At 62.0% G+C, this 26,083-nt stretch carries 24 protein-coding genes; 7 read left to right on the top strand and 17 right to left on the bottom strand.

Annotation, left to right across the window (positions count from 1 at the left end):
* Together cbiB and EE36_RS10865 are read right to left on the bottom strand one after the other, a co-directional pair.
* The gene (cbiB, locus tag EE36_RS10870; protein WP_005852181.1) at positions 1-942 is read right to left on the bottom strand and encodes an adenosylcobinamide-phosphate synthase CbiB; all 942 of its coding nucleotides are present in this window, start codon (positions 940-942) and stop codon (positions 1-3) included.
* On the bottom strand, positions 939-1,820 hold the full coding sequence (locus EE36_RS10865; RefSeq protein WP_254655575.1) for a hypothetical protein: 882 nt from the start codon (positions 1,818-1,820) through the stop codon (positions 939-941). Before EE36_RS10865 ends, cbiB begins: the two co-directional genes overlap by 4 nt.
* A gap of 267 nt (positions 1,821-2,087) precedes the next feature.
* Here EE36_RS10865 and EE36_RS10860 point away from each other — a divergent pair, with 267 nt between their 5' ends.
* Positions 2,088-7,913: a GEVED domain-containing protein gene (locus EE36_RS10860; protein ID WP_254655574.1), complete on the top strand. Its 5,826-nt coding sequence runs from the start codon at positions 2,088-2,090 to the stop codon at positions 7,911-7,913.
* A 138-nt stretch (positions 7,914-8,051) separates the two neighbouring features.
* On the opposite strand, the gene EE36_RS10855 is transcribed toward EE36_RS10860, so the two are convergent.
* From EE36_RS10855 to EE36_RS10845, 3 genes are all read right to left on the bottom strand, one after another.
* The gene (locus EE36_RS10855) at positions 8,052-8,810 is read right to left on the bottom strand and encodes a glutaredoxin family protein (RefSeq protein WP_005852176.1); all 759 of its coding nucleotides are present in this window, start codon (positions 8,808-8,810) and stop codon (positions 8,052-8,054) included.
* 7 nt (positions 8,811-8,817) lie between these two features.
* Positions 8,818-9,294, bottom strand: a complete 477-nt coding sequence (locus EE36_RS10850; RefSeq protein WP_005852174.1) for a DUF305 domain-containing protein — start codon at positions 9,292-9,294, stop codon at positions 8,818-8,820.
* Between the two features lie 143 nt (positions 9,295-9,437).
* On the bottom strand, positions 9,438-9,935 hold the full coding sequence (locus tag EE36_RS10845) for a lactoylglutathione lyase family protein (protein ID WP_005852172.1): 498 nt from the start codon (positions 9,933-9,935) through the stop codon (positions 9,438-9,440).
* 93 nt (positions 9,936-10,028) lie between these two features.
* On the opposite strand from EE36_RS10845, the gene EE36_RS10840 reads away from it, so the two are divergent.
* Positions 10,029-10,913: a LysR family transcriptional regulator gene (locus tag EE36_RS10840; protein WP_005852170.1), complete on the top strand. Its 885-nt coding sequence runs from the start codon at positions 10,029-10,031 to the stop codon at positions 10,911-10,913.
* A gap of 20 nt (positions 10,914-10,933) precedes the next feature.
* Here EE36_RS10840 and EE36_RS10835 read toward each other — a convergent pair whose 3' ends face one another.
* The 11 genes from EE36_RS10835 to EE36_RS10790 form a co-directional block, all read right to left on the bottom strand.
* Positions 10,934-11,341 (bottom strand): universal stress protein, encoded by a 408-nt coding sequence (locus EE36_RS10835; protein WP_005852168.1) that lies wholly within the window; start codon positions 11,339-11,341, stop codon positions 10,934-10,936.
* A gap of 87 nt (positions 11,342-11,428) precedes the next feature.
* Positions 11,429-12,181, bottom strand: a complete 753-nt coding sequence (fnrL, locus tag EE36_RS10830) for a transcriptional regulator FnrL (RefSeq protein ID WP_005852166.1) — start codon at positions 12,179-12,181, stop codon at positions 11,429-11,431.
* A 48-nt stretch (positions 12,182-12,229) separates the two neighbouring features.
* Positions 12,230-13,405 (bottom strand): kynureninase, encoded by a 1,176-nt coding sequence (gene kynU, locus EE36_RS10825; protein ID WP_005852164.1) that lies wholly within the window; start codon positions 13,403-13,405, stop codon positions 12,230-12,232.
* Positions 13,406-13,416: 11 nt separating this feature from the next.
* The gene (locus EE36_RS10820; RefSeq protein ID WP_005852163.1) at positions 13,417-14,247 is read right to left on the bottom strand and encodes a tryptophan 2,3-dioxygenase; all 831 of its coding nucleotides are present in this window, start codon (positions 14,245-14,247) and stop codon (positions 13,417-13,419) included.
* Positions 14,244-15,014: a GntR family transcriptional regulator gene (locus tag EE36_RS10815; protein ID WP_005852162.1), complete on the bottom strand. Its 771-nt coding sequence runs from the start codon at positions 15,012-15,014 to the stop codon at positions 14,244-14,246. The genes EE36_RS10820 and EE36_RS10815 overlap by 4 nt, the downstream gene beginning before the upstream one ends.
* Before the next feature lie 106 nt (positions 15,015-15,120).
* Positions 15,121-16,080 (bottom strand): D-glycerate dehydrogenase, encoded by a 960-nt coding sequence (locus EE36_RS10810; RefSeq protein ID WP_005852161.1) that lies wholly within the window; start codon positions 16,078-16,080, stop codon positions 15,121-15,123.
* 3 nt (positions 16,081-16,083) lie between these two features.
* Positions 16,084-16,245 carry a hypothetical protein gene (locus tag EE36_RS17610; RefSeq protein WP_005852160.1) on the bottom strand — a complete coding sequence of 54 codons (162 nt, stop codon included), beginning with the start codon at positions 16,243-16,245 and terminating at the stop codon, positions 16,084-16,086.
* Between the two features lie 12 nt (positions 16,246-16,257).
* Entirely contained in the window at positions 16,258-17,604 is a 1,347-nt protein-coding gene (locus EE36_RS10805; RefSeq protein WP_005852159.1) for an amidase, read from the bottom strand.
* A 4-nt stretch (positions 17,605-17,608) separates the two neighbouring features.
* On the bottom strand, positions 17,609-19,027 hold the full coding sequence (locus EE36_RS10800) for a TRAP transporter large permease subunit (RefSeq protein WP_005852158.1): 1,419 nt from the start codon (positions 19,025-19,027) through the stop codon (positions 17,609-17,611).
* On the bottom strand, positions 19,024-19,608 hold the full coding sequence (locus EE36_RS10795) for a TRAP transporter small permease subunit (protein ID WP_005852157.1): 585 nt from the start codon (positions 19,606-19,608) through the stop codon (positions 19,024-19,026). The genes EE36_RS10800 and EE36_RS10795 overlap by 4 nt, the downstream gene beginning before the upstream one ends.
* A 73-nt stretch (positions 19,609-19,681) precedes the next feature.
* On the bottom strand, positions 19,682-20,812 hold the full coding sequence (locus tag EE36_RS10790; RefSeq protein ID WP_037943698.1) for a TRAP transporter substrate-binding protein: 1,131 nt from the start codon (positions 20,810-20,812) through the stop codon (positions 19,682-19,684).
* A gap of 192 nt (positions 20,813-21,004) precedes the next feature.
* Between EE36_RS10790 and EE36_RS10785 the strand changes: the two genes are divergently transcribed.
* The 4 genes from EE36_RS10785 to EE36_RS10770 all read left to right on the top strand — a co-directional run bounded on the left by EE36_RS10785 (position 21,005) and on the right by EE36_RS10770 (position 23,747).
* Entirely contained in the window at positions 21,005-21,703 is a 699-nt protein-coding gene (locus tag EE36_RS10785; protein ID WP_005852155.1) for a metal-binding protein ZinT, read from the top strand.
* Positions 21,704-21,768: 65 nt separating this feature from the next.
* Entirely contained in the window at positions 21,769-22,074 is a 306-nt protein-coding gene (locus EE36_RS10780) for a DUF6525 family protein (protein ID WP_005852154.1), read from the top strand.
* A 110-nt stretch (positions 22,075-22,184) separates the two neighbouring features.
* The gene (locus EE36_RS10775; protein ID WP_005852152.1) at positions 22,185-23,135 is read left to right on the top strand and encodes a class II glutamine amidotransferase; all 951 of its coding nucleotides are present in this window, start codon (positions 22,185-22,187) and stop codon (positions 23,133-23,135) included.
* Positions 23,136-23,138: 3 nt separating this feature from the next.
* Positions 23,139-23,747 carry a poly-gamma-glutamate hydrolase family protein gene (locus EE36_RS10770; RefSeq protein ID WP_005852150.1) on the top strand — a complete coding sequence of 203 codons (609 nt, stop codon included), beginning with the start codon at positions 23,139-23,141 and terminating at the stop codon, positions 23,745-23,747.
* Here EE36_RS10770 and EE36_RS10765 read toward each other — a convergent pair.
* Positions 23,731-24,807 carry an alpha/beta hydrolase gene (locus EE36_RS10765; RefSeq protein WP_005852148.1) on the bottom strand — a complete coding sequence of 359 codons (1,077 nt, stop codon included), beginning with the start codon at positions 24,805-24,807 and terminating at the stop codon, positions 23,731-23,733. The genes EE36_RS10770 and EE36_RS10765 overlap by 17 nt on opposite strands.
* A gap of 205 nt (positions 24,808-25,012) precedes the next feature.
* Here EE36_RS10765 and EE36_RS10760 point away from each other — a divergent pair, with 205 nt between their 5' ends.
* Positions 25,013-25,963, top strand: coding sequence for an asparaginase (locus EE36_RS10760; RefSeq protein WP_005852146.1), 951 nt, complete (start codon positions 25,013-25,015; stop codon positions 25,961-25,963).
* Positions 25,964-26,083: the final 120 nt, after the last annotated feature.

Here is a 26,083-nt window from a genome sequence, read left to right as displayed (position 1 = left end):
TCAGATCAGCGCCACCAGCGCCAACACGACTGCTAATACGAACATGGCGCGAAGGTAAAGCGTCAGCGCCCGTCGCAGGGTGGTTGCATCGGCCTCGGTCCCTTCGGCATTGAGCCAGGGTTCATCCGCGATCTCTGCGCCGTACACACGCGGGCCGGACAGGCGCACGTTCAGCGCACCGGCCATCGCCCCTTCGGGCCAACCGGCATTGGGGGACCGGTGGTGGCGCGCATCGCGCAGCATCACGGCGGCGGCGCGGCGTGGCTGGCCCGACACGATCACGAACAGCAGCCCCGTTGCCCGCGCCGGGATCAGATTGACCAGATCGTCGAGCCGCGCAGCCACCATCCCGTAGTGACGGTAGCGTGTGGACCGGTGCCCGATCATCGAATCCATCGTGTTGATTGCCTTATAGGCCACCAGCCCCGGCAGCCCCAGCAGCACGCCCCAAAACACCGGAGCCACCACCCCGTCCGAGGCATTCTCGGCCAGGCTTTCAATAGAAGCACGGGCAATCGCGGCAGCGTCCAGCTGATCAGGATCGCGCCCGATGATCATCGAGACGGCATAGCGTGCCCCTGCAATGTCGCCCTGTATCAGAGGCGTGGCGACGACCTGAACGTGGTCGAACAGCGACCGCGGTGCCAGAAAGGGCCACGCCAGCAGCCCGCCGACAACGTAGCCCGCCCAACCAGACGGCAGCAACGCGGCAACCACAATCGCAGGCAAGACCGCAAGCGCGAGCACGAGACAGACCCCGACACCGCCCAACAGGCGCAACCGTGCGGGCGATGTATCGGCGCTATTCAACCGCGCCTCGATCATGCGAATGGCGTGGCCGATCCAGGACACCGGATGGCCGATTTTCGCATAAAGCGGCGCAGGCCACGACAAAGCCGCCTCGATCACAAACCCCAGCAGGATGCCCGCCGCGCCGATCATGCGTCCCCTCCGGTTGTGAACCGCATCGCGCCGGTCAGCCCGTGGTCGGCCAACAGCTGTTCAGCATCATCCGGGACAGTGCCCGGCGCAAAGATGAACGCGCGCGCGGACCCTGTGTGCGCGCGCGCATAGCCCAAAGCACCGAGCCGCTGCGCCAGTATCGCGCTCGGGTCGCTCAGAGGGCCGCGCAACGCGGTGGTGCGGTCTGCGCTGATGCGCGCCAACCGCGCCACCTGAGGCAAATCACCCTGCGCCACGGCGCTTTCCCAGGCTGGCAACAGGTCGGCAATATCCGCAAAACCGCTATCCGCCGCATCGGTCCGGATCGGCTCGCCAAAGTAGCCGCCGATGATGTCAGCCCGTGGCGGCGCGCCCAGCGCGCCCTTGCTTTGCGCCAGCCGCGAGGCCCAGATCACGCGGTCCGGATGCGGTAACATTAACGGATCGGTGGCCCCTTCCACCGCCAGACACAGCGACGGCAAACGGTCCTCGGCAATGCCCGCAGCCCGCGCCAAAGCCACCAGCGCGGCAGTGGATGCACCTGCCCCGACCCCGACAGGAAGGTTACCAGACAAGGTAAAACTGCCCCCATTTTCCCCTGCGGCCTCTAGCAGGTGTCGCAGCTGCGCGAGGCTCACCGCTGCGGGTTCACCCTGCGTCAGGTCCAATGCCCCCCCGCGGGTAAACCGCGCCCGCACCCCATGTGCACGGCACAGCATCGTGACCAGAACCACCGGGCCCTCCGGCCCCAACCGCCCCTGCACCCATTCACCGAAGTGACCGAAAACAGGTGGAGTTTCTGCAGACGCTCCTGATTTGTCGAAAATTGTCTGCAAAATACTGGCTTTCGTGCGGCGCGAGAGAATTGGTGCCGACATATTCACCATCCGCGGGCAAACGGCAACAGAGCAAGGGCCTATGGATTAAAGGCTTTTCCGCATCGCACCGCCTACCGATTCTGGGTGGGACGCTCTCGAAAGTATAGGGCGCTATTCTGGAAGGCAGGGGGATTGTACCTGCGCAGTGTCGCTCGCGTTAACCTTGTATGAGAACTTTAGACATATCCCGGGGGGCAGGAAAGACGGCGAGGTCGTCTCCGGCCAATGTACAAGGTGTTTGGGACACCGCAACAAGAGGTCCGTCTGATGTCGATTTCAAAGTTAACCTTTACAACACTGAATTGTGCTGCCGCTTTGGCGGCTTTGGTCGTTACAGGCGCTAGCCAAGCTGATGCCGGCGAGTTCGAACTTGATTGGGGCACCTACGACTGGCCCGGCGGCAATCTTGGCCCACTGACACGCACCCTGCGGGACCAATACGGGTTCGAGGTTGACCTGACCTTTGAACATACAGGCAACTACACCGGCTTCAGCGGCGAAGGGACACCCAACGATTCGACCATCTTTGGCGGCAATATTGAATCTCTCGTGGTCATTTCGGATGCGCCGCCAAACCGCGGGCGTTTCGGGGATGCGCGGACGACTTCCTCTATTTCCACCAGTTCGGGCGGGGTCGCCTTTCCGATCGACAATCTGCAGATCGACATTTTGGATATTGACGCCAGCGATAGCAACGCCGGGTCTGACCGATGCGATTTTGTGACCGCCTTTGGCGATAACGGCAATCCGACGCTGGCACCGGTTAGCGCGGCCCCCGCAGTTCTGGTCGGCCCCGGTCCCGGATCTGGCTTCACCGGCACCATCGGCGCGAACCAGGCACAATGTATCTATGTCGAAGGGTTCGGGGCCTCGCCCACATCGAACAACGATGACACCGGCACCGTGCGGGCGACCTTCCCCGACAGCACCTCGACGGTCACCTTCTGGTATGATGAAACGATCGGCAACGTGCGCAATTATAGCCAGTTCACCAATTATGACCCCGCCCCGCGGGGTATCGGGATGTTCGGTGCGGCAACGTTCAACGTGGATCAAAGCATTTCACTGACACGTACCGCCAGCCCCAGCACAGGGACGCAGGGTGAGACTGTGACCTATACTTACACGGTCACAAACACCGGCGCGCTGCCGTTCAACACCGGGCAGGACATTGTGATCGACGACGATCTGCTGGGGCCTGTGCTCTGCCCCGCGATCACCACGCCTGTCGCCCCGGGTGGTACAATCGTCTGTCAGGAGGACTACACCATTCAGGCGGCCGATGTGCTGACGGGGTCTGTGGACAGCAACGCGGTTGCGGGCATTGGCCGTATCGGCCAGCCTTTTGTTTCACGGTTGCAGTCCAATTCTGAATCCCTGTCCATCGTCAGCAGCGTGCTGTCAGGCGAGACCGGTTCGCAAAGCTGCACGCCTCAGTCCGTCTTCCGCCAGCCATCGACCCAGTTGGCAGGGTCCGGCAGCCCGACGAATGTAACCCCGTCAGACATCTTCCTGTTCGACGACGTGACAACCGATATCAACGGCAACCCGATCGATGTGGTCATGCAGGTCACGAGCATCAATAATGCGACCGCGCTTACCCTCGATACATCCCTCGAGGCGCGCATGACGCCAGAGGACGACGCATACATCACCTACCGTCTGCGGCTGGTCCAGGATGGCACGGCCACAGCGGCCAACCCGCAAGGTCTGGCCATTGACCAAAGCCGGATTAACGGTGTCATTGTCCAGCAAACGGATGTCGACAGCCGCGGCACGGGCGATGATTCTTCGGATGTGGTGGGCTCGCTCACCAATCCGACGGTGACCTCTTTCTTCAACACCGCGCCCTTGTCGTCTTTTCCGGCCGGGCCGAACGCGATCGCGATGGATCCTGCCAAGACAGGCAACCCGCTTGATTGGGTGGACGAGCCGAATGAATCGAGCTTTGACAACTACGCCACGTATGAATTCAACACCTTCGTCGAAGCTGAATTTATCCACGGCTACACGGGGACATCCGACCGTAGCGCGACGCGCGGGTCCGGCATCCAGCTGTGCGCAATCTCAAACACCTCGCCCGATATTGTGGCGCAAGACGACGACTACACCGCGTCGCCAGTGAACACTTTGCTTGGCGGCACCGCAGGCGAAGTCATGTCGAATGACACAATCAACGGCCTGCCCGCCGCCTTCCCGACCGCGACGCTGACTGTATTGACCGAAGCCGTGCCGCAGAACACGGGCGATCCTGTGCCGATTCTGGAAACAGCCGGTGCCGAAGCCGGTCGCGTTATCGTCCCCGCGGGCGTTCCCGCTGGCGTCTACACCATCGAATACCAGCTCTGCGATGCGCTGGACCCCGCAGATTGTGACCGTGCGTTGGTCACGGTGGCGGTCTTTGCCGGGCTGGGTGTGGACTTTGGCGATGCACCGCTCAGCTACCTCACACCGACCCACGGCGTTGATGCCTCTCCGGGTGTGTATTTGGGCCTGATCGAGCCGGATATCGAACTGGTTGCACAATCGGATGCCACGGCAACGGCGGATGACCTGATCGGCACCGACGACGAAGACGGGATCACCTTTCCCGTCCTGACCCAAGGCACGATCAGCACGCTCGACGTGACCGTAACAGGCAATGGTAACCTGCAGGCCTGGATCGATTTCAACGGCGACGGTCTGTTCGAAGAGACACTCGGCGAGCGTATCGCGCTTGACCTCAAGGATGACGGCACGCAATTCGACAATGTCGCGGGCGATGGCGTGATCCAGATCGACGTTACCGTGCCGTCGGATGCGACCACATCGACCACCTACGCGCGCTTCCGCTACGGCTCCGAGACGGGGTTGAGCACATCGGATTTTGCCGTGGATGGCGAGGTAGAGGATTATTCGCTGGTCATTGCGGCTGCTGATCTGTCCGACCGCGGCGATGCGCCCGCGACTTATGGCGATCCGCGTCACATCGTGGTCCAGGACATCTATCTGGGTGCTGGCGAACCCGACACCGAACAGACCCCTCAGCATAGCCCCGATTCCGATGCGGATGACCTGTCGGGCTTTGACGATGAGGATTCCATCGCCGTCTTTCCCATCCTGGAGGCCGGCACAACCGTGCCCCTGACCATCGTGACCCATGAAACCCTGAGCGCTCAACTCGCCTTGGGCATTCCGGTAACCGCGGGGATCACAAACCTGCAGCTTTGGGTCGATTTTGACCAAAGCGGCACCTTCGATCCCTCCGAACACATCGCGGTCGACTACCGTGATGGGGGCGCGGGCGATACAGATGGGGTGTTCAACAACCAGATCACCCTGAACATCCCTGTCCCTGCGAATATCAGCAGCGGCTTTACCCATGCACGTATCCGCTGGTCGACCTCCAGCGCCGTCGCGGCGGACCCTTTTGATGGTTTGAATTTCGACGGTGAGGTCGAGGACTACAAAGTGATCCTCTCGGCAGGGGCGGTGCCCTTTACCTGCGATGGCTCGCTCTACCGTGTGACACAGACGGATACGCAGCTGCAGCGGCTTAGCTTCGCGGAAAGCGCTGGCGTGTACAGCATCACCGCGACCGACATCGGTGCCCCTGCGGGCGTGCAATATGACGGCGGCTGGGGCTACAATGCGCTCGACGGGTTGTTCTACGGGGTGCGCAGTGCAACGCGCGAGCTGATCCGCCTGGACTCCACCGGCAACTACGAGGTCGTCTCGACCCTCCCCGCGTCGGCGGCGGTGGGCTCCACCGCAGGCGACATCCTGCCCAACGGGGTGATGGTCTATCGTGTGAACGGGGCAAACGCGTTGCAGCTGCTGGATCTTTCCGATCCGTCCGCCCCCGTTGATCTGGGCCTGATCACGCTGTCGGCTGCGGTTGAACCCTCCGACATCGCCTATAATCCGAACGACGGCATGTTGTACGGCGTCAACGAGGCCTCTGACCGCCTGTTCTATATCGACCCTGCGGATGGTACGTCGGGCACCCGCGCGCCGGTTGAATTCGGCCCGACCGCCTGGACAGGTTCCTATGGCGCGGTGTGGTTCGATTTCTACGGCCGCATGTACATCAACCAGAACGTCACAAACGAGGTCTATGAGGCCGATGTGGGGCTTCAGGGCTCCGGCTCGGGCGGGGGGCAGTTGATCAATACGGTACCTGTCGGCGAGGGTGGCCTGAACGACGGTGCCGCCTGCCCGTCGCGCTTTGGCCCGCTGCCGCCCGAAGGTGACCTGTCCGGCGTCGTCTACCGCGACACCAACTATTCGGACAGCTACCAGCCCGGTGAAACCGTGCTCAGCGCCGTGACCGTGTCGCTGTACGACGACAATGGCACAGCTGACACCGCGGATGACACGTTCCTGACCAGCGTAGAGACAGCCAGCAACGGCACCTATCTCTTCTCTGACCTATCTGCCACAGCGACCTACCGCGTAGAGGTCGACGCAGCCGATCCCGACATGCCCCCCGGGCTTGTGGCCGGTACCGTGAACCCGCAGACGGGCGTATCAATCACCGCCGGCAGCGTGCGCACCCTTGATTTCGGGTTTGTGAACGGCGGGGCGACGGCGGATCTGTCCCTGGCCAAGGGCGTGTTCGACACCAGCGGCCAGCCGGTGACCCAAGCGGGCCCGGGCACAGAGCTTGATTTCGTGCTCACCGTGACAAACGACGGCCCTGACGGTACCACCGGTGTGCGGGTCCGTGACCTGATCCCCGACGGGTTCACCTTTGTCTCTGCCACACCGGCGGATGGCACCGATACCTATGACGCCAACACCGGTACATGGGACGTCGGCGAGGTGGCCAATGGCGCGAGCGAGACCCTGACCGTGCGCGTCACGATGAACGCCACAGGCGAGCATACCAACGTGGCCGAGATCATCGCTTCTGACCTGCCGGATCCCGATAGCGATCCGCTCGTGGGCCCGCTGACGGACGATCTGGGCGACGGGGTTGCCGATGACGACGAAGCCGCCGTGAGCGTGAGTTTTGCCGGATCCGGCCCAAGCTTGTCTGGTAAGGTCTTTATCGACAATGGTGCAGGTTCCGACACAGCCTATGACGCGCTGCAAGGGGCCTCGGAAGCCGACACTGGTGCCGCCGAAGTACGGATCACCGATAGCAGCGGCACGTTGATCGGGTCGCCGCAGGTTGCCAGCGATGGCAGCTGGAGCCTAACCCTGCCCGAAGGCTTTGCCGATGACGTCACCATCACCGTGGTCCCGGACAACGGCTTGCTCACCGTGTCCGAAAACCCCGGTGCCCTGCCCGGCCTGGTCAACCCGGCCAGCGGCGATGGTACCTTCACCTTCACGCCTGCGGCGGGGACATCCTATCCTGATCTGGATGTGGGCCTGATCGAGGACGCCCGGCTGAGCGAAAGCCAGCAAAGCGCGATCCGTCCGGCACAGGTGGTAACCCTGCGGCATGAATATCTTGCCGATGCAGAAGGCTCTGTGGTGTTTGACACCGATATCCAGTCGATCACCGCGCCGGGGCTCTTTACCGTCGCACTTTTCGAGGATGCCGCCTGCGACGGGACGGCCACCAGCCCCATCACCACCGCCCTGCCCGTGACCCCTGACACGCGTATCTGTCTGGTGGCTCGTGTCGCCGCCTCGGGTGCGGCGGCACCGGGATCAACCATCGCCTTTGATGTGGTCGCCGACACGACCTATGGCGCGACCGGCGCGACCGAGCAGGACCGCAACACCGATCTGGTGCGGGTAGAATCCTCCGAAGGGGTGCTGAAACTGCGCAAGACGGTCCGCAACGTCACCCAAGGCACGCCCGAAGGCGTCAGCAACGGTGCCGCCGCGGGGGATGTGCTTGAATATCGCATCTTCCTCGATAACCCAGGCGAGCTGCCCGCGACCAACATCGTGATCCACGACCGCACGCCGCCCTACACAGAGCTGGCATCCGCCATCCCAAGCCCCGTCTCCATCGGCGGCGATGTGGTCTGCACGATGACCACGCCCGGGGCAGATACGGCGGGCTATGCGGGGGCGCTGCAATGGGACTGCACTGGATCACATGAACCGGGTGCAACGGGGTCTGTGTCCTTTGAGGTGCGGATCGCCCCCTAAGGCGGCGCTTATGGTCAGGCACGGAAGGGGGTGTTTCCCGCGCCCCAAACGAACAAAAATCCCCCCGTACCGCGGATGCGGCGCGGGGGGATTTGCAATAGGAATAGGCACTAAGCCCGCTGAGCAGGTGCCAAAAGATCACCCGAAGAGGCGTACCAGCATCCAAAGCCCCATGCCCAGCATCATCACGTTCTCGGTCAGGGACACAAAGCCAAGCGGCACATTGCTACTGCCGCCCACGCAGGCGCATTTCAGCTCGCGTTTGTCGATATAGACCGCCTTGATCACCGAGATCGCCCCGATGCCACCGATCACGATCGCGATCGGTGCTGCCAGCCACAGGAGCGCCCCTGCGGTCATGGCGATGCCTGCAAAGGCCTCTCCGAACGGGTAGATCTTGCCGTAGGGCACCCAGCGTTTTGCCAGCAGGTCATAGTTCAGGAACATGGTCGAGAAACTCTCGATATCCTGCAACTTCTGCACGGCGAGGAAACACATGGAGATCGAGATAAACCACTGGAACGCCTGCACGGTAAAGATGCTTTCGAAGGCAAACCACGACAGGCCAAGCGCCATCAGAACGGCGACCGAAAAGATGGCGATCACCGGCTGGTACGACGTGTCAGATTGCTGGTCCTTGGGTTTGTCCAATCCAAAATAGACCCTCAGATCGTCATAGCCGCCGATCCGTTCCCCGCCGATAAAGCTCTGCGGCGTCGTTTCGACATCATGCTCCGCCTTGAACGCGTCTGTCTCTTCGCGCGTTGTCAGGTGATGATCCTCGACCTCGAAGCCCTGACGCTCCAGCAGGTCTTTCGATTTCAGACCGTAGGGACAGGTATGGTCAGGCATCACCATACGGTAGAGTTTTGCCGGTTGTGTCTGCTGTTGCGTCATTGCGTCCTCACTTCCCGTCGATTTCTGGTGTTGCGGCTGGCCCGCCTTCAAGATCCGCGATCAGGGCCTTCATCTCGTCGATCTCAAGCCGTTGCGCTTCGATGATATCATCCGCCAGCTTGCGCACCCGCGGGTCCGAGATATTGGCACGCTCGCTCGTCAGGATCGCGATGGAATGGTGCGGGATCATCGCACGCATCCACGCCGTGTCATCGATCGTGGACTGGCTACGCACCAGAAACAGCGACACCGCAAAAACCAGCGCGCTGCCTGCAAAAATCGCGATATTCACGCCACGGTTGCTGTACATCCCCAGCATGAACGCCAGCATGATGACCGCCATCACCGCGCCCATATACAGTGCCATATAGCTGCGGGTTTCGCTAAAGAACACGTGATCGATTGCGTAGGTGTTCAGATACATTAAGCCGAACATCACCACGGTAGAGGTGATGATCATTGCAAAGAAGCGCCAGTATGACATGAGAAGACCTTTCGTGATGTTGCTATGACAACAAAACCGCCTTCCCGCGCAGGAGGGTTCCCGCCGACCTGCATTATTTGACATATCTTGCGCTTATGACTGCGGGCGAAAGCCCTGCATTCGCCCGCAGAACAGACTTGAGTTTAGCTATAGGCTCCGGCGGAATAGGTCAGCTCGTAGCTGTGGCTGTACAGCTCGAACACGATGCCAAAGGGGTCTTCGACATATACCATCCGATAGGGTTTATCGTCGGGGAAGTATTCGCGCACCGGCATCCGCTGTTTGCCCCCTGCCGCGACAATCTTGGCCAGCAGGTCTTCGAGGTTGGGATCCTGAATGGCGAAATGGAACGTGCCGTGCTGGCGGAAATTCAGCGGGTCTGCGGGCGCGTGGTTGCCGTCAAATTCGAACAACTCGATCCCGATACGGTCTGCCGTGGCAAGATGCGCGATACGCAGGCGGCCCCAGCCTTCGCCAAAGACATCGGTACACATCTGCCCGATATCGCTGCCGTCTTCGACAATCTCTGTCGGTTGCATGATAACGTAGAACCCCAGCACGTCGGCGTAGAATTTTACGGCTTGGTCCAGATCCGGCACGGAAAGCCCGATATGAGAGAAACTGCGTGGTGTCGGTGTCATGGTCTATCCTTTGTTCTGTGATACCCCGTGATTTAGGTGGACCGCGCGCAAACATAAAATTATCATATGGAATTAAATTGATAACTTTACGGAATGGTCCGCGTGCTAAACGCCTCATGGCTCGAAACGTTCACGACCCTATGTGACATCGGGCATTTCACCCGCACCGCAGACCGGCTGGCCATGACCCAGCCGGGGGTATCGCAGCATATCCGCAAGTTGGAACAACAGGTCGGCCAGCCGTTGATCCTGCGCGAGGGAAAGTCCTTTACCCTCACCCCCGCCGGAGAAGAGCTGCTGTCGATCGGGCGTGCCCGCCGGACAGAGGAGCGCGCCTTGCGCGAAAGGATGCAGCGCGATGATCCCTTGTCAGGCACGGTGAGGATCGGCTGCTCTGGCAGCTTTGCGTTACGGCTGTATCCGCATCTGATCGCGCGGATGCAGCAGGCCCCGAAGCTGGAAATGCACCTCAGCGCCGCGCCGCAGGCGCGTATTCTGGCTGATATACTGGCAGGGACGCTTGATCTGGGCGTGGTGACTGCGGTGCCCGATATGCCCCGTGCTCAGGCCACGCCCCTGTCGCAAGAGGAACTTTGCCTCGTGCTGCCCGCCACCTTTAACGCGACGGATCTGACACTGCAGAAGCTTGATGACTTGGGGTTCATCGCGCATCCCGATGGCAATGCCTATGCCGATGATCTTCTCGGGCGCAACTTTGATGACTACCGCGGGGCAGAGCATTTGCGGCTGCGCAGTTTTATCAACCAGATCGGGCAAATCCCCCTGCCCGTGGCCCAAGGACTGGGCTATACCATCCTGCCGCGGTCGGGGGTGGAGGGGTTTGCGCACCGCGACGCACTGGCGGTGCATACCCTGCCCCAACGGCGGTTTCACGACCTATGGCTGATCGCACGTAAAGACCGCGCCGCATTCGCCCGTGTTGCCGCCACCGCTGATGGCATACTCGGGCTGCAATAGCCCGTTGGCGGTGCCCCGACCTATCTGACCACATGCACCGCGCATTTGGCGTGACGCACCACATATTGCCCGACCGACCCCAGCAGGATGTCAGACAACGCGGGCTGATGCGACGCGATCACGATACAGTCGGTCCCGTTTTCCTCGGCCCAGCGTGTCGCCCGTGGCCCGGCGCGCCCGTCCGCAATCGCTGTCGCGGCCCCCGGCAAGCTTAGCGCCAGCGCATCCAGCCGCGCCTGTACCGCCTCGCGGGTGGAGGTCACGACGTCGGTGGGGATGTATTCGGCGACATAGACCGGCACTGCCTCTATCACATGCAGCAGGGTCAATCTGGCGTCCGGTGCCGCCAGCGCCTGCGCCGCATCAAAGGCGGTCTGGGTGATCTCGGGGGTCTCGAAAACAACGGGGATCAGGATATTCTTGTACATGCTGCACTCTCCTATGAAGGTGCAGACAGGGAACGCCTTGGGGTGCCCTGCGTCGTTGATACAGATCAAATCAAAGGGAATATTTCCCTAGTCGCAGTCGTCGCCCGAGGCCGCATGCAGCGCGTCCACATCGGCCACGCGGAATCGGCGACGGTCGACAAAGCTCAGGATACCCTCTTTCTTCATCGCGCCAAGCTGGCGGCTGACCGTTTCAAGCGTAAGCCCCAGATAGTTGGCGATCTCGTACCGTGTGAGAGGCAAGACCAGCTCTTGCCCAGGGGTATCCGCATTGGCCAATTGCTGCCGCCGCGCCAGCATTTCAATGAAGGTCGCGATCTTTTCGCGCGCGGTTTTGCGGCCCAGCAACAGCATCCAGTCACGCGCCGCGTCCAGTTCATCGAGGGCCATCTCCATCAGCCTTTGGGCGATATGCGGCGTGGTTTCGATCAGCGCCTCGAAGGGTTTGCGCTGGAAGCAGCACAGCGTCACATCAGTAACGGCGACCACGTCGAAATCAATCGCCGCGCGGCCCGGACGGCCGATGAAATCCGACGGGAAAAGCAGCCCGACCATCTGGGTGCGCCCGTCTTCCATCGTTTTGCCAAGGCTCGCGACGCCCGACACGACCGACGCGACATAGGTCAGCCCGTCGCCCCGCCAAAGCATCGGATCACCCGCCTTGAACGACCGATAGGTCTTGATTTGCTCCAGCATCAGCAGTTCATCATCATCGCACCGCGCACAAACGGCGCGGTGGCGGATCGGGCATTCACTGCATTTCGGGCGCGACTGAAGATCAAGCATGGCGCGATCATAGCGTTCATTCGCGCGGACCACCATCACCAAGACGCACCGCCACCGCGCTGTGTCCCGATGCCGCTTGGCCCGTCAGGTCACATCGCGCTTCTGGTGATACTCGGGCCGGTCCCAACTGCGGGTCGCAAGGATGTCGGCAAGGATGTCGACCGCGCCGCGCACGTCACCTTCGTCGATGTACAAAGGCGTGAAGCCAAAGCGCATGATGTCAGGCGCGCGGAAATCACCGATCACGTCCCGTGCGATCAACGCCTGCATCACCGCATATCCGTTCTTTGACGCGAAAGACACCTGACTGCCGCGCTGGTTTGCATCCCGTGGGCTGGCCAGCACAAGCTCGGGGCATTTTTCTTCGACCAGCGCGATGAACAGCTCGCTCAGCGCGACAGACCTCTCCCGCAGCTCGGCCATATCCACCTCGTCCCAAAGCCCAAGCGCATGTTCCAGCGCGGTCATCTGGATCACGGGGGGCGTGCCGACACGCATGCGCTCGATGCCCGCAGCGGGGCGGTATCCGGTCTCGAAGGCGAAGGGCGCGTCATGGCCCAGCCATCCGGCCAAAGCGGGCTGGATGTCCGCGACGATATCGGGGCGCGCATAGATGAACGCAGGGGCCCCCGGCCCGCCGTTGAGGTATTTATAGGTGCAGCCGACGGCGAATTCCGCGTTGCAGGCGGCCACATCGACGGGCACCGCGCCTGCGCTATGGGCCAGATCCCACAGCATCACCGCCCCTGCCCCATGGGCCGCCGCGGTCACTTGCGCCATGTCATGCATGCGGCCCGTGCGGTAGTCGACTTGGGTGATCATCGCGACAGCCACGTCATCTGTCATGGCGCTGGCGACATCTTCGGGGGCGACGATGCGCAGCTCGTAGCCTTGCCCCAACTGCTGGATCAGCCCCTCGGCCATATACAGGTCCGACGGGAAGTTGCCGCTGTCCGACAGGATCACCCGCCGGTTGGGGCGCATCTTGAGGGCAGCAGACAGGGCCTGAAACACTTTGACCGACAGCGTGTCGCCCATGGTGACCGACCCCTCGGGCGCGCCGATCAGGCGGGCAATACGGTTGCCGACCCGTGCGGGCTGCGCCATCCAGCCGTCAAGGTTCCAGCCCTTGATCAGATGCGCGCCCCATTGCGCCTGCACCACATCCTGCACCTTTTCGGCCGTCCCCACAGGCAGCGGCCCAAGCGAGTTTCCATCAAGGTAGATCATGCCCTCGGGCAGGGAAAAGCGGTCTTTCATCGGCAATCGGGTCACAGGGCACCTCGTACGTTCCAGAGTTCGGGGAAAAGTTCGACCTCGAGCATCCGGCGCAGGTATTTCACCCCCGACGTGCCGCCCGTGCCGCGTTTGAAGCCGATGATGCGTTCCACCGTGGTCACATGGTTGAAACGCCAGCGGCGGAAGTAGTCTTCGAGATCGACGAGCTTTTCGGCCAGTTCATATAGTTGCCAATGGGCGCGCGGGTCTTGGTAGACGCGCACCCATGCCTGCATCACCGCATCATCCGCCGCATGAGGCGTGTCCATCGCATAGGCTTGCGGGTCAAAGCTTTGCCCCGTTGCCTCTGCCAGCAGATCAAGCGCGACATGGTAGAGCGATTTGGTGCCCAGTTCCTGCGTCAGCATATGGTGCAGTTCGGGGCGATGTTCATGCACTTTCATCATCGCGCGGTTGCGGTTGCCGAGGATGAACTCGATCAGCCGGTATTGATGCGACTGAAACCCCGAGGACGCGCCGAGGTCGTCGCGAAAATCGCTGTATTCACTGGGGGTCATGGTGCGCAGCACATCCCACGCGCTGTTGAGCTGTTCAAAAATGCGCGCCACACGGGTCAGCATCTTCATCGCCGGCGCAAAATCACCCGCCGCGAGATGGGTGCGCGCCGACGACAGCTCGTGCAGGCACAGGCGCATCCATAGTTCTGAGGTCTGATGCTGGATGATGAACAGCATCTCGTCATGGGCGTCGGATTTGCAATTCTGCGCCCCGAGGATCGGGTCGAGCGACAGGTAATCGGTATAGGACATATCCTTGGCAAAGGACATTTGCGCCCCTTCGTCAGCGGGGTTGTAGCCGGTCATGCGGGGTGCTCCGATTGGGGGCCGAGGGTTCTTGCAAAGGGTGAATGGGCCGGCATCAGCGTCGAAAGCTCCTCGAAGGCGGCGATGCTCAGGCCGGTGTGATGGCGAAAGGCCGCAAGCGCCGCCGCCGGATCATGATCAAGCGCTGCCTGATAGAGCGCGCGATGCGGCTCTAGCGCCATACCGGCAGAGAATACCTCTGCCGCTTTGGCCGCCAGCGGGGGCGCGCTTTGGGTCAGATCGCGCAGGCCCGCCTGAATAAAACGGTGGTAGCGCCCCAACTGGTCCTGCAACTGCCCCGCAAACCGCGCCATCCATTCTGACCGCGCCCCCGCCACCAATGCCTGATGAAAGGCCAGATGCCGCCGCGTCCATTGGGCCAGCGCCTCGTCATTATGGATCACCGAAGGCACGGGGGTTTGCGACAGGTGCTGATAGGCACCGATCACCCCTGCCTCCCACGCGTCATCGGCGTGGCTGACGGAATGGGCCAGCATCGCGCCTTCGATGGCATCGCGGCTGCGTTCCAGGTCCAGAAGATCGGCACGGGTCAGCGGGGTGACGCAAAAGCCCTTGTTATGCTCGGGCACGACAAGCTGTTCAGCCGCCAGCCGGTTCAGACATTCGCGCAGCGGCGTCAGGCCGATGGCATAGCGTTCCGACAGGGCCGGTAGGCGCAGCGCCATGCCCGGTTGCAGATCCAGTGACAGGATATCATGGCGCAGCCGGTCGAATAGAATGTCCGATTTCGATTGCCGAAGTGTCATGATGCGCCCCTTTCGAAACACACCATGACAAATAAATACGATCGTGTAAATCGTATACGATTTTTTTCGCGTAGGTCCGCATTGAGTTCTTCGGACCCCTTCTAGACTAGAGCGCGTTCGGCGGGGACTCTCCACGGAAGAACGCGTCAAGATTATCCAGTGCCTTGAACCCCATCGCATCGCGGGTCTGCACCGTGGCGCTGCCCACATGGGGCATCATCATCACGTTGTCATAGGACGCGAAGGCCGGATTGCCCCCCGGTTCGGTGACAAAGCAATCCAGCCCCGCCGCCCCGATATGCCCCGCATCCAGAGCGTCGACCAAAGCGGCCTCGTCGATCAGATTGCCGCGGGCCGTGTTGACCAGCACTGCCCCTTTGGGCAGTTGCGCCAAACGGTCGGCGTTCATCAGCCCGACCGTCTCGGGCGTTGCGGGGCAATGGAGCGACAGGAAGTCGGACACCGCCAGCAGGCTTTCCAGCGTCTCGTGATAGATCGCGCCCGCTTCATCCTCGGGCGAAAGACGGCTGCGGTTGTGATAGTGGATCTCCATATCAAAGCCGCGCGCTTTGCGGGCAAAGGCACGGCCCACACCGCCCATCCCCACGATCCCCAGCCGCGCATCGGTCAGCTGTTTGCCCACCAGAAAGGCCGGCGACCAGAAATCCCATGTGCCGGACCGCACAGTCCGGTCCCCCGCGACCGCATTGCGCGCAGCCCCCAGCATCAGCATCATCGCCAGCTCTGCCGTGGCATCCGACAGCACATCGGGCGTATTGGTCACGACGATCCCCTTGCCGCGCAGCGCGTCCAGATCGCAATGGTCCACCCCGACCGAATGGTTCGCGACGATTTTCAGCCGCGGGTCGAGCTGCGCCACGACATCTGCGCTGAAATGTTCGGAGTGGCACGGGATGATCCCGTCGACGGATGCGCTCATCTTGATGATATCCTCGGCGCTGCCGGGGGTGTCGGCGGCATTCCAGATCACCTCGTAGTCGCGGCGGGCGCGTTCCAGCGTGGCATTCGACAGGGTGCGGGTGATCCAGATCACGGGTTTGGACATCGGCTAGTCTTTCTTGTTGCGACTGGAGGTGAACAGATCAAAGGCGATGAACGCCAGTGTGATCGCCACGATGATCACCAGATCGGGGCTGGGCACCTTGACCGCCAGTATCAGCAGAAAGGTGGTGATGGTCGCAAAGGCCACAAGTGCGAGAAGTCGGTTCATATCAGATATCCTTTATGCAGAGGCACCGGCGGCCCAGTCGGTCAGCCATTGTGCCGTGCGTAGCAACCGCGCGTCATTGTGGCGAGCGCCGACCAGTTGGACGCCCATGGGCAGCCCTTCGGTCGAGGTGAAAAGCGGCAGGTTGATGCAGGGCGTGCCGCAGAAGGTCCACAGCCCGTTGAACACCGGATCGCCCGTGGTTTCCAACCCTTTGGGTGCCGGACCGGGGGCCGAGGGGCAGAGGATCACATCGCAGCGGGTGAACATCTCGTCCAGCGCGGCGTTCAGCACCTTGGGCATGTCGCGGGCCGACAGGTAATCGCGGGCAGGCACGGCGTTGCCTTGCTCTATCGCGTCGCGGGTGATCGGCCCCAGCTTGTCCGCGCCCCGGTGCCAATAGGGGTAGTAGTGATAGGACATCTCGGCCAGATTGATCAGCTTGCGCTGGTCTGCTGCCGTGTCGAACACCGCTGGCAACGGAAGCTCGAACGCCTGATCGCCAAGCGCGTCCAGCAGCTCGGCAAAGGCCTCATGCAGTTGCGGCTCCGCATCCTCCCATCCCGGCGGGCGGATGAAGCCGAATACGGGCGGCAGCGGCGGGGCCGAGGTCGCCGCCGCATGCAAGGCGGGCGCAGCGCAAAGCGTGGTCGCGTTGTCTTCGTCGTCCTGCCCGAAAAGTACCTCGGCCAGCAGTGCTGCCCCTGCGGGATCGCTGGCAAAGACCCCGATCGTATCAAGCGAGGGCGATTGCGTCAGAACCCCCCGCCGCGGGATCGCGCCGAAGGTGGGTTTATATCCGGTCACCCCGCAGAAGGACGCCGGTCGGATCACCGACCCGCCGGTCTGGGTGCCGATGGCAAGCGGCACCATCCCGTCCGCCACCGCCGCGGCAGAGCCTTGGGACGATCCGCCGGGCGTATGCGCCAGATTATGCGGGTTCGCGGTCTTGCCGGGCTGCATGAAGGCAAGCTCGGTCGTGACCGTCTTGCCCATCAGGATCGCCCCTTCCTTGCGCAGCCGGTCTACCACAAAAGCGTCGCGCAGGGGCACGCGCCCCGCATCCTGAACGCAGCCGTTTTCCGTGGGGATGCGTTGGGTGTCGATCACGTCCTTCAGCGCGACCGGCAACCCGTGGAGCCGCCCCAAGGGACGCCCTGCCCGGCGATGCTCATCCAGCGTGCGGGCCTGTGCGCGCGCGAATTCGGGATCGAACCACGCCCATGCACCGACCTGCGGCTCGCGCGCCTCGATCCGCTTGATATAGCTGTCGACCAGCGCCAGCGCATCCAGCGCGCCGGACGCCAGCCTGTCGCGCAGCAGCGTCACGCTGGGGGTGCCGTCCACCCCGTGACCCGTCATCCGATTACCGTCCATAAAACAGATCCGGCAAATAGAAGACGATCTGCGGGAAGACATACATCAGCACCATCGACAGGATCACGCAGAAGAGGAACGGCATGACCCCCTTGAAGATCTGCGTCAGCAGGAGCGACGGCGGCGCGATACCCTTAAGGTAATAGGCCGACATCGCCATCGGCGGGGTCAGGAAACTGGTCTGCAGGTTCAGCGCCACAAGGATACCGAAGAACAGCGGATCAATCTCGAACACCGCGAGCAGCGGCAGGAAGATCGGCACGAAGATGATGATGATCTCGGACCATTCCAGCGGCCAGCCCAGCAGGAAGATGATGAGCTGCGCCATGATCAGGAACTGGATCGGCGACAGGTTCATGGATTGCACGAACTCCGAGATCACATGCTCCCCCCCGAGGTAGGAGAACACGGCAGAGAAGGTGTAGGAGCCGACGAACAGCCAGCAGACCATCGCCGTTGTGCGCACAGTGAGATAGACGCTTTCACGCAAACGCTGCCATGTCATCGCGCGGTAGATAAAGGCAAGGAAGATACCGCCCAATGCACCGATAGATGCCGCCTCTGTCGGGGTGGCGAGACCGAAAAGGATCGACCCGAGCACCGCAAAGATCAGGAAAGCCAGTGGCACGAAAGAGGTGATGATCATCATCACCAGCTTGCCCATTGGCATGTCCGGCACCTCATCCGCCGTAGGCTTTGGCGCCGAGGATGGCTGCAGCAAAGACCGCCCGATAATATAGACCAGATACAGCCCCACCAGCGTCAGCCCCGGCAGCAGCGCCGCCGCATAAAGGCGCACGATCGACACGTTGGTCGCCGCCGCATAGACGATCAGCATGATCGACGGCGGGATCAGGATCCCCAAGGTACCGCCCGCACAGATAATGCCCGCCGCAAAGGATGGGTCATAGCGCGCTTTCAACATCGCCGGCAGCGCCAGCAGGCCCATCAAGGTCACAACCGCGCCCACGATCCCTGTCGCCGTGGCAAACAGCGCGCAGGTGATCAGCGCCGCCACCCCCATCGATCCGGGGACATTCTTGGACGCGATGTTCAGCGTGGTGAACAAACGGTCCACGATGTTGGAGCGTTCGACGATATAGCCCATGAACAGGAACAAGGGCACAGCCGTCAGCACCTCGTTCGACATCACGGTAAAGGTTTGGTTCACGAAGAGGTCAAATATTCGGTTGTTATAGAACCCCTCTATCCAACTCGACCATTGTTCCCATTGTCCGGCGGTTTCATCCAGCCGGTCAAAACCGCGCCACATGCGGCGCGCATCGAAATAGGCGTAGTAGCCAAAGCCGATGCCCATGGCCATCAGGGTAAAGGCGATCGGGAAGCCCAGAAAAACAAAGATGATGAACAGCCCAAGCATCATCAGGGCGATTTGCGGATCGGTCATGTGATATGGTCTTTCTCGGCCATGTTGGCCTTCTGGATCAAAAGATCTTCGGTCTCGAAAACGTCTTCGTCCGCTTCAAGCCAGTAATTGTCCCGGATCGCGATAATGCAGCGGCATACCTGCGCGATCCCCTGGATAAACAGCAATATGCCCGCCGCCACGATCACCGCTTTGAACTGGTAGATCGGCACACCTGCGGGACTGTTGACGGAGACCTCTCCGTATTGCCAGGACCGCGCGGCGTATTTCCAGCCGGACAGGATCAGGGCCAGCACACCGGGGAAAAAGAAGACGATATACAGCACGATATCGATTTTGCCCTGGGTCTTGGGTTGCAGCAGCCGGTACAGGAAATCGCCCCGCACATGCCCGCCACGCGACAACGTATAGGCCCCGCCCATCATGAACAGCGTGCCGTACATGATAAAGGAAACGTCCAGCGCCCAGGCCGTCGGGCTATTGAGCACATAGCGTACGAAAACCTCGTAGCCCGTGCCGATGGACATCAGCAGGATAAGCCACGCGAATGACTTGCCAAACCATGCCGACAGGCTGTCGGCGAACCGTATAAATGAAATCATGATGTCCCCATGCCTCGTCTGAAACCCCGGCACACATAGGTGCCGGGGTTCTGTACTTTACCTGTCAGCGGGATCAGAGCTTGATCTTGCCAGGGAAGTAATGCTCGTAGGCCAGACCGTAGTCGGGCGAGTTCATCAGCTCGTAATACGACACACGGCTGACCCACTCGCGCTGGCTGTCGAGGGTCTTTTTCATGAACGGATCGGCTTCCAGCTCGGGGATCAGTTCGTCCCATGCCTTCAGCTGTGCGTCCAGAATCTCTTTCGAGGTGCGGCGCACGGTGACCCCTGCTTCATCCTGCAAGAACTGAAGATCCGCGGAATAGCGGTTCATCGCCTTGGCTGTGTTCGCGGTAGAGGCCGCTTCGACAGCATATTTCAGGATCGCCTGCAGATCCGGGTCCAGATCTTCAAGGAAGGTCCGCGAGAACAGGAACTCGAAGCTTTCGGACGCCTGGTGATAGGACGACAGATAGTAATTCTTGGCCACGTCCTGCGCGCCGAAGTCTTTGTCCGACGAGGGGTTGTTGAACTCGAAAGCGTCGATCACGCCACGCTCCATCGCAGGCACGATTTCGCCGCCCGGCAGCTGAGCGACGGACATGCCGAGTTTGGCCATCAGATCGGCCGCCAGACCCACGGTGCGATATTTGAACCCTTGCAGATCCTCGACCGAATTCACCTCTTCCTTGAACCAGCCAAAGGGCTGCGCAAACATCGGAAAGCCCATATAGCCAACCACGTCGAGGCCCATGATGTCCTGTGTCAGCTCGTTATACAGCTCTTGGCCGCCGCCTTCGTAGAACCACGACAGCATCGTCGTTGCGGACCCGCCGAAAACCGGACCGGTGCCGAACAGCGACGCGGCCTTGTTCTTGCCGTACCAATAGACAGGCACCGAATGCGCGGCATCGATCAAGCCGTCATTCACAGCGTCCAGCACTTGGAACGCCGCAACAACCGCGCCGGCAGGCAGCACATCAACCTTGACGCGCCCGCCCGACATTTCTTCGACGCGGGTGGCATAGTCGCGTGCGAAGTCCTGCCAGATGTTGGCATCATTCCATGACGTTTGCATTTTGATAACCAATGGCGCTTGCGCCAGAACCGCCGGAGCCGCCAGCATGCTGCCAGCCGCAGCCCCGCCAGCGACTGCCGATTTGGTCAAAAACGAACGTCGATTAATACTATTATTAGTCTTCATTTTGTTCTCCTCCCAGAGCGACTGCACGGCCCTTTTTCAAGTTCCCTACCGGCAATCGTGTCCCGACCTTACCGCCTTGACTGATTTAATCAAGAATTCTGATCATTGCTCTCCGCGTGGCTTGCTTGTAGAGAAATAGTTACGTTATAACATAACGAATCACTTCTCTACCGACCCTGAATGGAGCCCATGATGACCCGCATCCACACCGCATTTCTTTCCGCTCTGGCCGCGACCTCTCTTGCCGCCACAGCCCTGCCCGCCCTTGCCGATCACGCCAAAGACAAGGCGCATGACCACGAAGCCCATGATCACAGCCACGACCATGATCACGACCACAAGCACGACCAAGGCGACGACGACATCTACAAAGGCTACTTCGACGACGCGCAGATCAAACCGCGCCCGCTGGCCGACTGGGAGGGCGACTGGCAGTCCGTCTACCCGCTGTTGCAAAGCGGTGATCTGGACGCGGTGATGGCGCATAAGGCGGCCAAGGGTGACAAAACCGCCGAGGAATACAAAGCCTATTACGCCACCGGCTATGCCACCGATGTCGACCGGATCGTATTCTCGGGCGATACCGCAACCTTCTACACGGGCGAGACATCGGTGCAGGGGCGGTATGAAAGCGACGGCTTCGAGGTGTTGACCTATGAAAAGGGCAATCGCGGTGTGCGCTATATCTTTGAAAAGATCAGCGGCGACGCCGAGGCCCCGATGTTCTTCCAGTTCAGTGACCACAAGATCGCGCCCGCCAAGGCAGATCACTATCACCTTTATTGGGGGGATGATCGCGCGGCCCTGCTGAAAGAGGTCACCAACTGGCCGACATATTACCCCGCGGCCCTCAGCCCCGCTGACATCTCTGCCGAGATGCAGGCGCACTGACATCCTGCGCCGCTGCCTGCCTTGACGGTGGCGGCGCACCCCTTGCTTGCAGCGACAAAAGTACCATGCCAAAAACCACCCTTCGCCAGCCCAACTGCCGCAGCAGCCTTGCCGCACGCCGTCGCACACAAGACCCGATGGCCGCCTATGACCGCTTGCCGCCGGAACTGCGTGGCTGGCTGGCCCAAGCGGCATTGCCTTGGTCCGCACGCTCTGCCCTGCGGGCGTGGCAGCGCGCCTTGCAGCGGTTCAGTGGCGATACGGATGCCGCAAAACAGCACCTGTCGCGCTGTGAGCGCAACACGCTGACCCGCGACCGTCTGCATTTGCCGGACGCCCCTGCCAAATGCGCAGGTGTCCGCCCCCTCTGATCCGCTGATCTGGCCTTTGGCCCGCGCCGCCCTACCTGAGCTGACAGAATGATACGGGATGCCGCCGCTTGGTGGTGCCCCTGATCGACCCTTGATGTGATAGGAAAGCCATGTGCCGCGTTCTCGCCTATATCGGGCCCGAAATCCCGCTTGAAAGCCTGCTGATCAAGCCGGAAAACAGTCTGATCAACCAAAGCCTTGACCCCGAGCTGCACCCGAACCTGCAGCTGGCCGGTTGGGGCTTCGGATTATGGAGCGCGCATCTGCTGAAGCCCGAGGAACCGCTGCTGTATCACCGCCCCATGGCCGCGTTCCACGATGACAACGCCCCCGGCATCATCCCCAGTTTGCAGGCCAGCACCATGCTCGCCCATGTCCGCGCTGCGGCCTATGACGCCCGCAATGTGCTGGCGGACGAGAACTGCCACCCGTTCTCGTTCAAGGGCACCCCGTGGATCATCGCGCAAAACGGAGCCCTGCCCCATTGGCGGCTGCTGCAACGCGAATTGCTGCCCCTGTGCAAAGACGATTTCCTGCGGCAGATGAAAGGCACGACAGACACGGAATTCTTTTACGTGCTGCTGCTGTCCCTACTAGAGGGCGATAGCGATGACGACGTGCAGGCGGCGTTCGAGAAGCTTCTTGATGCCGTATTGCAGGCGATGCGCAAACTGGATCTGGTCGCCCTGACCAAGTTGAAGATCGCGCTGGTGTCCACCGACCGGATCATCGGCGTGAACTATGGGGCCGGCCACAAAGGCGAAACCGCACCCGAAGGCGACTGGAAAGAGCTGCGCAAAGCCGGCCCCGGCACCGATGACTACGCCCTGTCGATGCTGCTTGAACCGATGTACCTGTTGATGGGCGAGAATTTCGAGGACTACGCCGACAGCTACAAGGTCGATGCCAGCCCCGAGGGCGAAGCCACCTCGGCCATTTTCGCGTCGGAACCGTTGACAGAGGATGGGTCAGACTGGCTGCACATCCGCTTCGGAGAGATGGTGAGCCTGCGTCGCGACGGCGGCAAGATCAGCAAAACGATCACCAAGCTGGACGTTTAGACTATGGCCGACCGCTACCCTGATTTCGCCACGCTCGCCGCGGCGCATGACCAGGACCGGGACTACCGTATCACCGTGCAGGATCGTGGCACATGCGTCGTGATCCTTGCGCCCCACGGCGGGACGATCGAACCGGAAACGGCAAGCATCGCACGGGCTGTCGCCGGGAATGATCTGTCGTTCTACTTGTTCGAGGCGCTGCGCGCCGGGGCGCATGGCGATTACCACATCACCTCGCATCGGTTTGATGAACCTCGGGCGCTGGCACTGGTGGCAGGGGCGGACACGTCGATTGCCATTCACGGGCGCAAGGATGATGGCAACGACACGGTCTGGCTGGGCGGGCGTGACGAAACCCTGCGGGATGCTGTCGGCGACGCATTGCGCGCGGCGGGCTTCGAGGCCGCGCTGAATACGGCCCTGCCCGGCGTGCACCCCAGCAACATCTGCAACCGCACCCGCAGCGGCGCGGGCGTGCAGTTGGAACTGCCCCGATCCCTGCGCCGCAACTTGGCAGAGGATGGCGCGATGATGGCGCGCTTTAGCACAGCGCTTCGGGCAGCAATTTCAGTGGCGGGCCTGGACGGCGACGGGGCTACCCGCCGAGCTTGATGCTCACCGGTCCGACCGACAGGGATTGCGGGGCCAGCGCATCGGCGTCTCGCAACCCCTTTATCAGCGCGATGGCAGAGGCCGAAGTGCCCGGCAAGAAGTGATTGCTGCCCGTGTCGGCGATGCCCGTCATATCCACCACGAAGACGCCAAGCCCTTCAAGCTGGTCCAGATCCTCTACCGATCCCAGACGCGCAGCCCCCCCTGACAAGCCCGACGACAGGCGCAACAGCCGGTCGTTCTGCGCGATCGCCACGGTAAAGGGCTGCGGCAAATGGCCAAGCGCATGGGCCTGCGCGCGGAACAGATCCATATCGATATCGGGCGAGATCAGCGTCGTCGCAGACAAACGGTCCAGCAGGGCGCGGTCCCCGCTCAGCGCGATCTGGCGCAACGTCTCCATAATCAGCAGCCCGCCCATCGAATGCCCCACCAGCGATACGCGCAGCCCGTCCTCGCGCAGCAGGCGCCGCAGCAAAGTCGCCAGCGCATCACGGGCGATCAGCACGCTGTCGCGGTCATAGGTATATTCGAAGGGGTTCGCCGCTGAGGACCACGAAAAGTGGATCTGTGGCCCCTTCAATTCATAGTCCCAGGCCACCTGCGCATGACGGTATGCGGCTTTGGCAAAGCCGTTGTTATAGCCATGCACAAAGACCACCGCCTCTTGCCCCGGTGTCGACGCGGCGCGGGCGGCGGTGACCAGCGCCTCCAGATCCGGCAAGGTCTCTGCCCCGGTGAGGGCGAAATGGCGTGCGGGGTCGGCCCGCGATCCGCGGCTGCGTTCGATCTGCCCGACCGCGTGGTTCGGCGGGATTGAGATGGCAAGCCGCGCGAAATCCAGCGTTTTGGCCCGCCCCGCCCCATAGGCGATCGGCGCGGGATCGGCGGTGCGTGTGGTCGCAACGAGCAGCTGTTGCACGCCCGCGCCCACATCCGCCCCGACACCTGCGCCGGCGTGGTCCGGATCAACGACAGAGAACCCGCCCTGCCCGCCACATCCGGCGACGGCACCCGCACTGGCAAGGGCGATAAAGTGGCGGCGGGTCGGTGTGCGCATCAGGGGGCCTTCCGGTCGTGTCGGGCGTATATACGCGCCGCCGCACCCTGCCCGTCAAGCCGGATGTCACGTCATGGCGGCTTTGGCCCCATACGCCGACGGTCAACAGGCTTGACAGCGACGGGCGCTTCTGGTCCGCCTGCGGCAGTTTTTGCAGGGCTCCGGACGGGGCATATTGGGCGGCAATCAACACAAAGGGCGCAGCATGGCGACACTCTTGATCCACACGGGCGGCACGATTGGCATGGCCCAGACCTCCGACGGCTTCGCCCCTCGCGACGGGGTGGTCGAAGATGCGGTCGCAGCGCTGGTGGCCAGCGGCAAGATCGCCGGAGAGGTCGAGGTGCTGCGCCTTGATCCGCTGGTCGATTCCGCCCTTGCCACGGCGCAGGATTGGGCACGCATCGCGCAGACCATCCATCAGCATCGGGGCCGCTTTGACGGCTTCGTTGTGACCCACGGGACAGATACGCTGGCCTATACCGCCGCCGCCCTGTGCCTCGCGCTGCCCGGTCTGGCGCAGCCTGTGATCGTGACCGGCGCGATGCGACCGCTGACTGTGGCTGACACGGACGGCACGGCCAATCTGATCGATGCGCTTGCCGCAGCGCGTACGGCACCGGCGGGGGTCTGGGTGCAATTCGGCGGCAAACGGCTGCATGGCGGGCGGGTGCGCAAGGCGCATTCACAGGCGCTGGACGCCTTCACCGCCGCGCCAACCGACAGGGCACCGCGTGCCACCGCTCCCGACCCGCAGCTCATCCCCCTGCGCGCCCAGGAGGTTGCCCTTCTGACCGTCACCCCCGGTTTCAGCGCCGCCCTGCTGGATCATGCGGCGACCACCTGCGGCGGGATCGTTCTGCGCTGCTTTGGCGCGGGCACGGTCCCCGACAGCCCCGCCCTGCGTGCCGCCTTGCGCAAAGCGCAGGACAAGAGCGTTCCCGTGGTGGCCGTCAGCCAATGCGCCGAGGGCGGCATGCAGATCGGCACCTATGCCGCGGGCAAGGCGCTGCGCGACAGCGGGGTGGTCGACGGCGGCCAGATGACAGCCGAGGCGGCCTTCGTCAAAATCCACCTCGCGCTGAGCTGCTTTGCGGAGTTTGACGCGCAACACGCCTATCTGGCTGCGGATCAATGCGGAGAAATGGCCGATTAACGCGTGAAGAGCCAACCCGCTAGAGTTGAATTGCGAAATAACCTGTATAAGGATCAACGCACTAGACGTCGCGCAGGGGCTGCGTGCTTCCCGCTGCGTCATTCGGCTTTACGCTTTGGC

Origin of the sequence: Sulfitobacter sp. EE-36, assembly GCF_000152605.1 — a bacterium.
Classification (GTDB): Bacteria; Pseudomonadota; Alphaproteobacteria; order Rhodobacterales; family Rhodobacteraceae; genus Sulfitobacter; species Sulfitobacter pontiacus.
The sequence above is the reverse complement of the archived record's forward strand: the minus strand, read 5'-3'. Positions and strand labels throughout refer to the sequence as shown.

What these genes read in the sequence shown, in the direction of transcription:
- cbiB (WP_005852181.1), bottom strand. Translation starts at nt 942, where the DNA reads ATGATCGGCGCGGCGGGCATCCTGCTGGGGTTTGTGATCGAGGCGGCT.
- EE36_RS10865 (WP_254655575.1), bottom strand. Translation starts at nt 1,820, where the DNA reads ATGTCGGCACCAATTCTCTCGCGCCGCACGAAAGCCAGTATTTTGCAG.
- EE36_RS17610 (WP_005852160.1), bottom strand. Translation starts at nt 16,245, where the DNA reads ATGAACCGACTTCTCGCACTTGTGGCCTTTGCGACCATCACCACCTTT.
- EE36_RS10770 (WP_005852150.1), top strand. Translation starts at nt 23,139, where the DNA reads ATGGCCGACCGCTACCCTGATTTCGCCACGCTCGCCGCGGCGCATGAC.
- EE36_RS10780 (WP_005852154.1), top strand. Translation starts at nt 21,769, where the DNA reads ATGCCAAAAACCACCCTTCGCCAGCCCAACTGCCGCAGCAGCCTTGCC.
- EE36_RS10810 (WP_005852161.1), bottom strand. Translation starts at nt 16,080, where the DNA reads ATGTCCAAACCCGTGATCTGGATCACCCGCACCCTGTCGAATGCCACG.
- EE36_RS10805 (WP_005852159.1), bottom strand. Translation starts at nt 17,604, where the DNA reads ATGACGGGTCACGGGGTGGACGGCACCCCCAGCGTGACGCTGCTGCGC.
- EE36_RS10850 (WP_005852174.1), bottom strand. Translation starts at nt 9,294, where the DNA reads ATGTCATACTGGCGCTTCTTTGCAATGATCATCACCTCTACCGTGGTG.
- EE36_RS10840 (WP_005852170.1), top strand. Translation starts at nt 10,029, where the DNA reads ATGGTCCGCGTGCTAAACGCCTCATGGCTCGAAACGTTCACGACCCTA.
- EE36_RS10785 (WP_005852155.1), top strand. Translation starts at nt 21,005, where the DNA reads ATGACCCGCATCCACACCGCATTTCTTTCCGCTCTGGCCGCGACCTCT.
- EE36_RS10795 (WP_005852157.1), bottom strand. Translation starts at nt 19,608, where the DNA reads ATGATTTCATTTATACGGTTCGCCGACAGCCTGTCGGCATGGTTTGGC.
- EE36_RS10765 (WP_005852148.1), bottom strand. Translation starts at nt 24,807, where the DNA reads ATGCGCACACCGACCCGCCGCCACTTTATCGCCCTTGCCAGTGCGGGT.
- EE36_RS10815 (WP_005852162.1), bottom strand. Translation starts at nt 15,014, where the DNA reads ATGACACTTCGGCAATCGAAATCGGACATTCTATTCGACCGGCTGCGC.
- EE36_RS10760 (WP_005852146.1), top strand. Translation starts at nt 25,013, where the DNA reads ATGGCGACACTCTTGATCCACACGGGCGGCACGATTGGCATGGCCCAG.
- EE36_RS10860 (WP_254655574.1), top strand. Translation starts at nt 2,088, where the DNA reads ATGTCGATTTCAAAGTTAACCTTTACAACACTGAATTGTGCTGCCGCT.
- EE36_RS10820 (WP_005852163.1), bottom strand. Translation starts at nt 14,247, where the DNA reads ATGACCGGCTACAACCCCGCTGACGAAGGGGCGCAAATGTCCTTTGCC.
- EE36_RS10800 (WP_005852158.1), bottom strand. Translation starts at nt 19,027, where the DNA reads ATGACCGATCCGCAAATCGCCCTGATGATGCTTGGGCTGTTCATCATC.
- EE36_RS10790 (WP_037943698.1), bottom strand. Translation starts at nt 20,812, where the DNA reads ATGAAGACTAATAATAGTATTAATCGACGTTCGTTTTTGACCAAATCG.
- fnrL (WP_005852166.1), bottom strand. Translation starts at nt 12,181, where the DNA reads ATGGTGGTCCGCGCGAATGAACGCTATGATCGCGCCATGCTTGATCTT.
- EE36_RS10855 (WP_005852176.1), bottom strand. Translation starts at nt 8,810, where the DNA reads ATGACGCAACAGCAGACACAACCGGCAAAACTCTACCGTATGGTGATG.
- EE36_RS10775 (WP_005852152.1), top strand. Translation starts at nt 22,185, where the DNA reads ATGTGCCGCGTTCTCGCCTATATCGGGCCCGAAATCCCGCTTGAAAGC.
- kynU (WP_005852164.1), bottom strand. Translation starts at nt 13,405, where the DNA reads ATGAAAGACCGCTTTTCCCTGCCCGAGGGCATGATCTACCTTGATGGA.
- EE36_RS10845 (WP_005852172.1), bottom strand. Translation starts at nt 9,935, where the DNA reads ATGACACCGACACCACGCAGTTTCTCTCATATCGGGCTTTCCGTGCCG.
- EE36_RS10835 (WP_005852168.1), bottom strand. Translation starts at nt 11,341, where the DNA reads ATGTACAAGAATATCCTGATCCCCGTTGTTTTCGAGACCCCCGAGATC.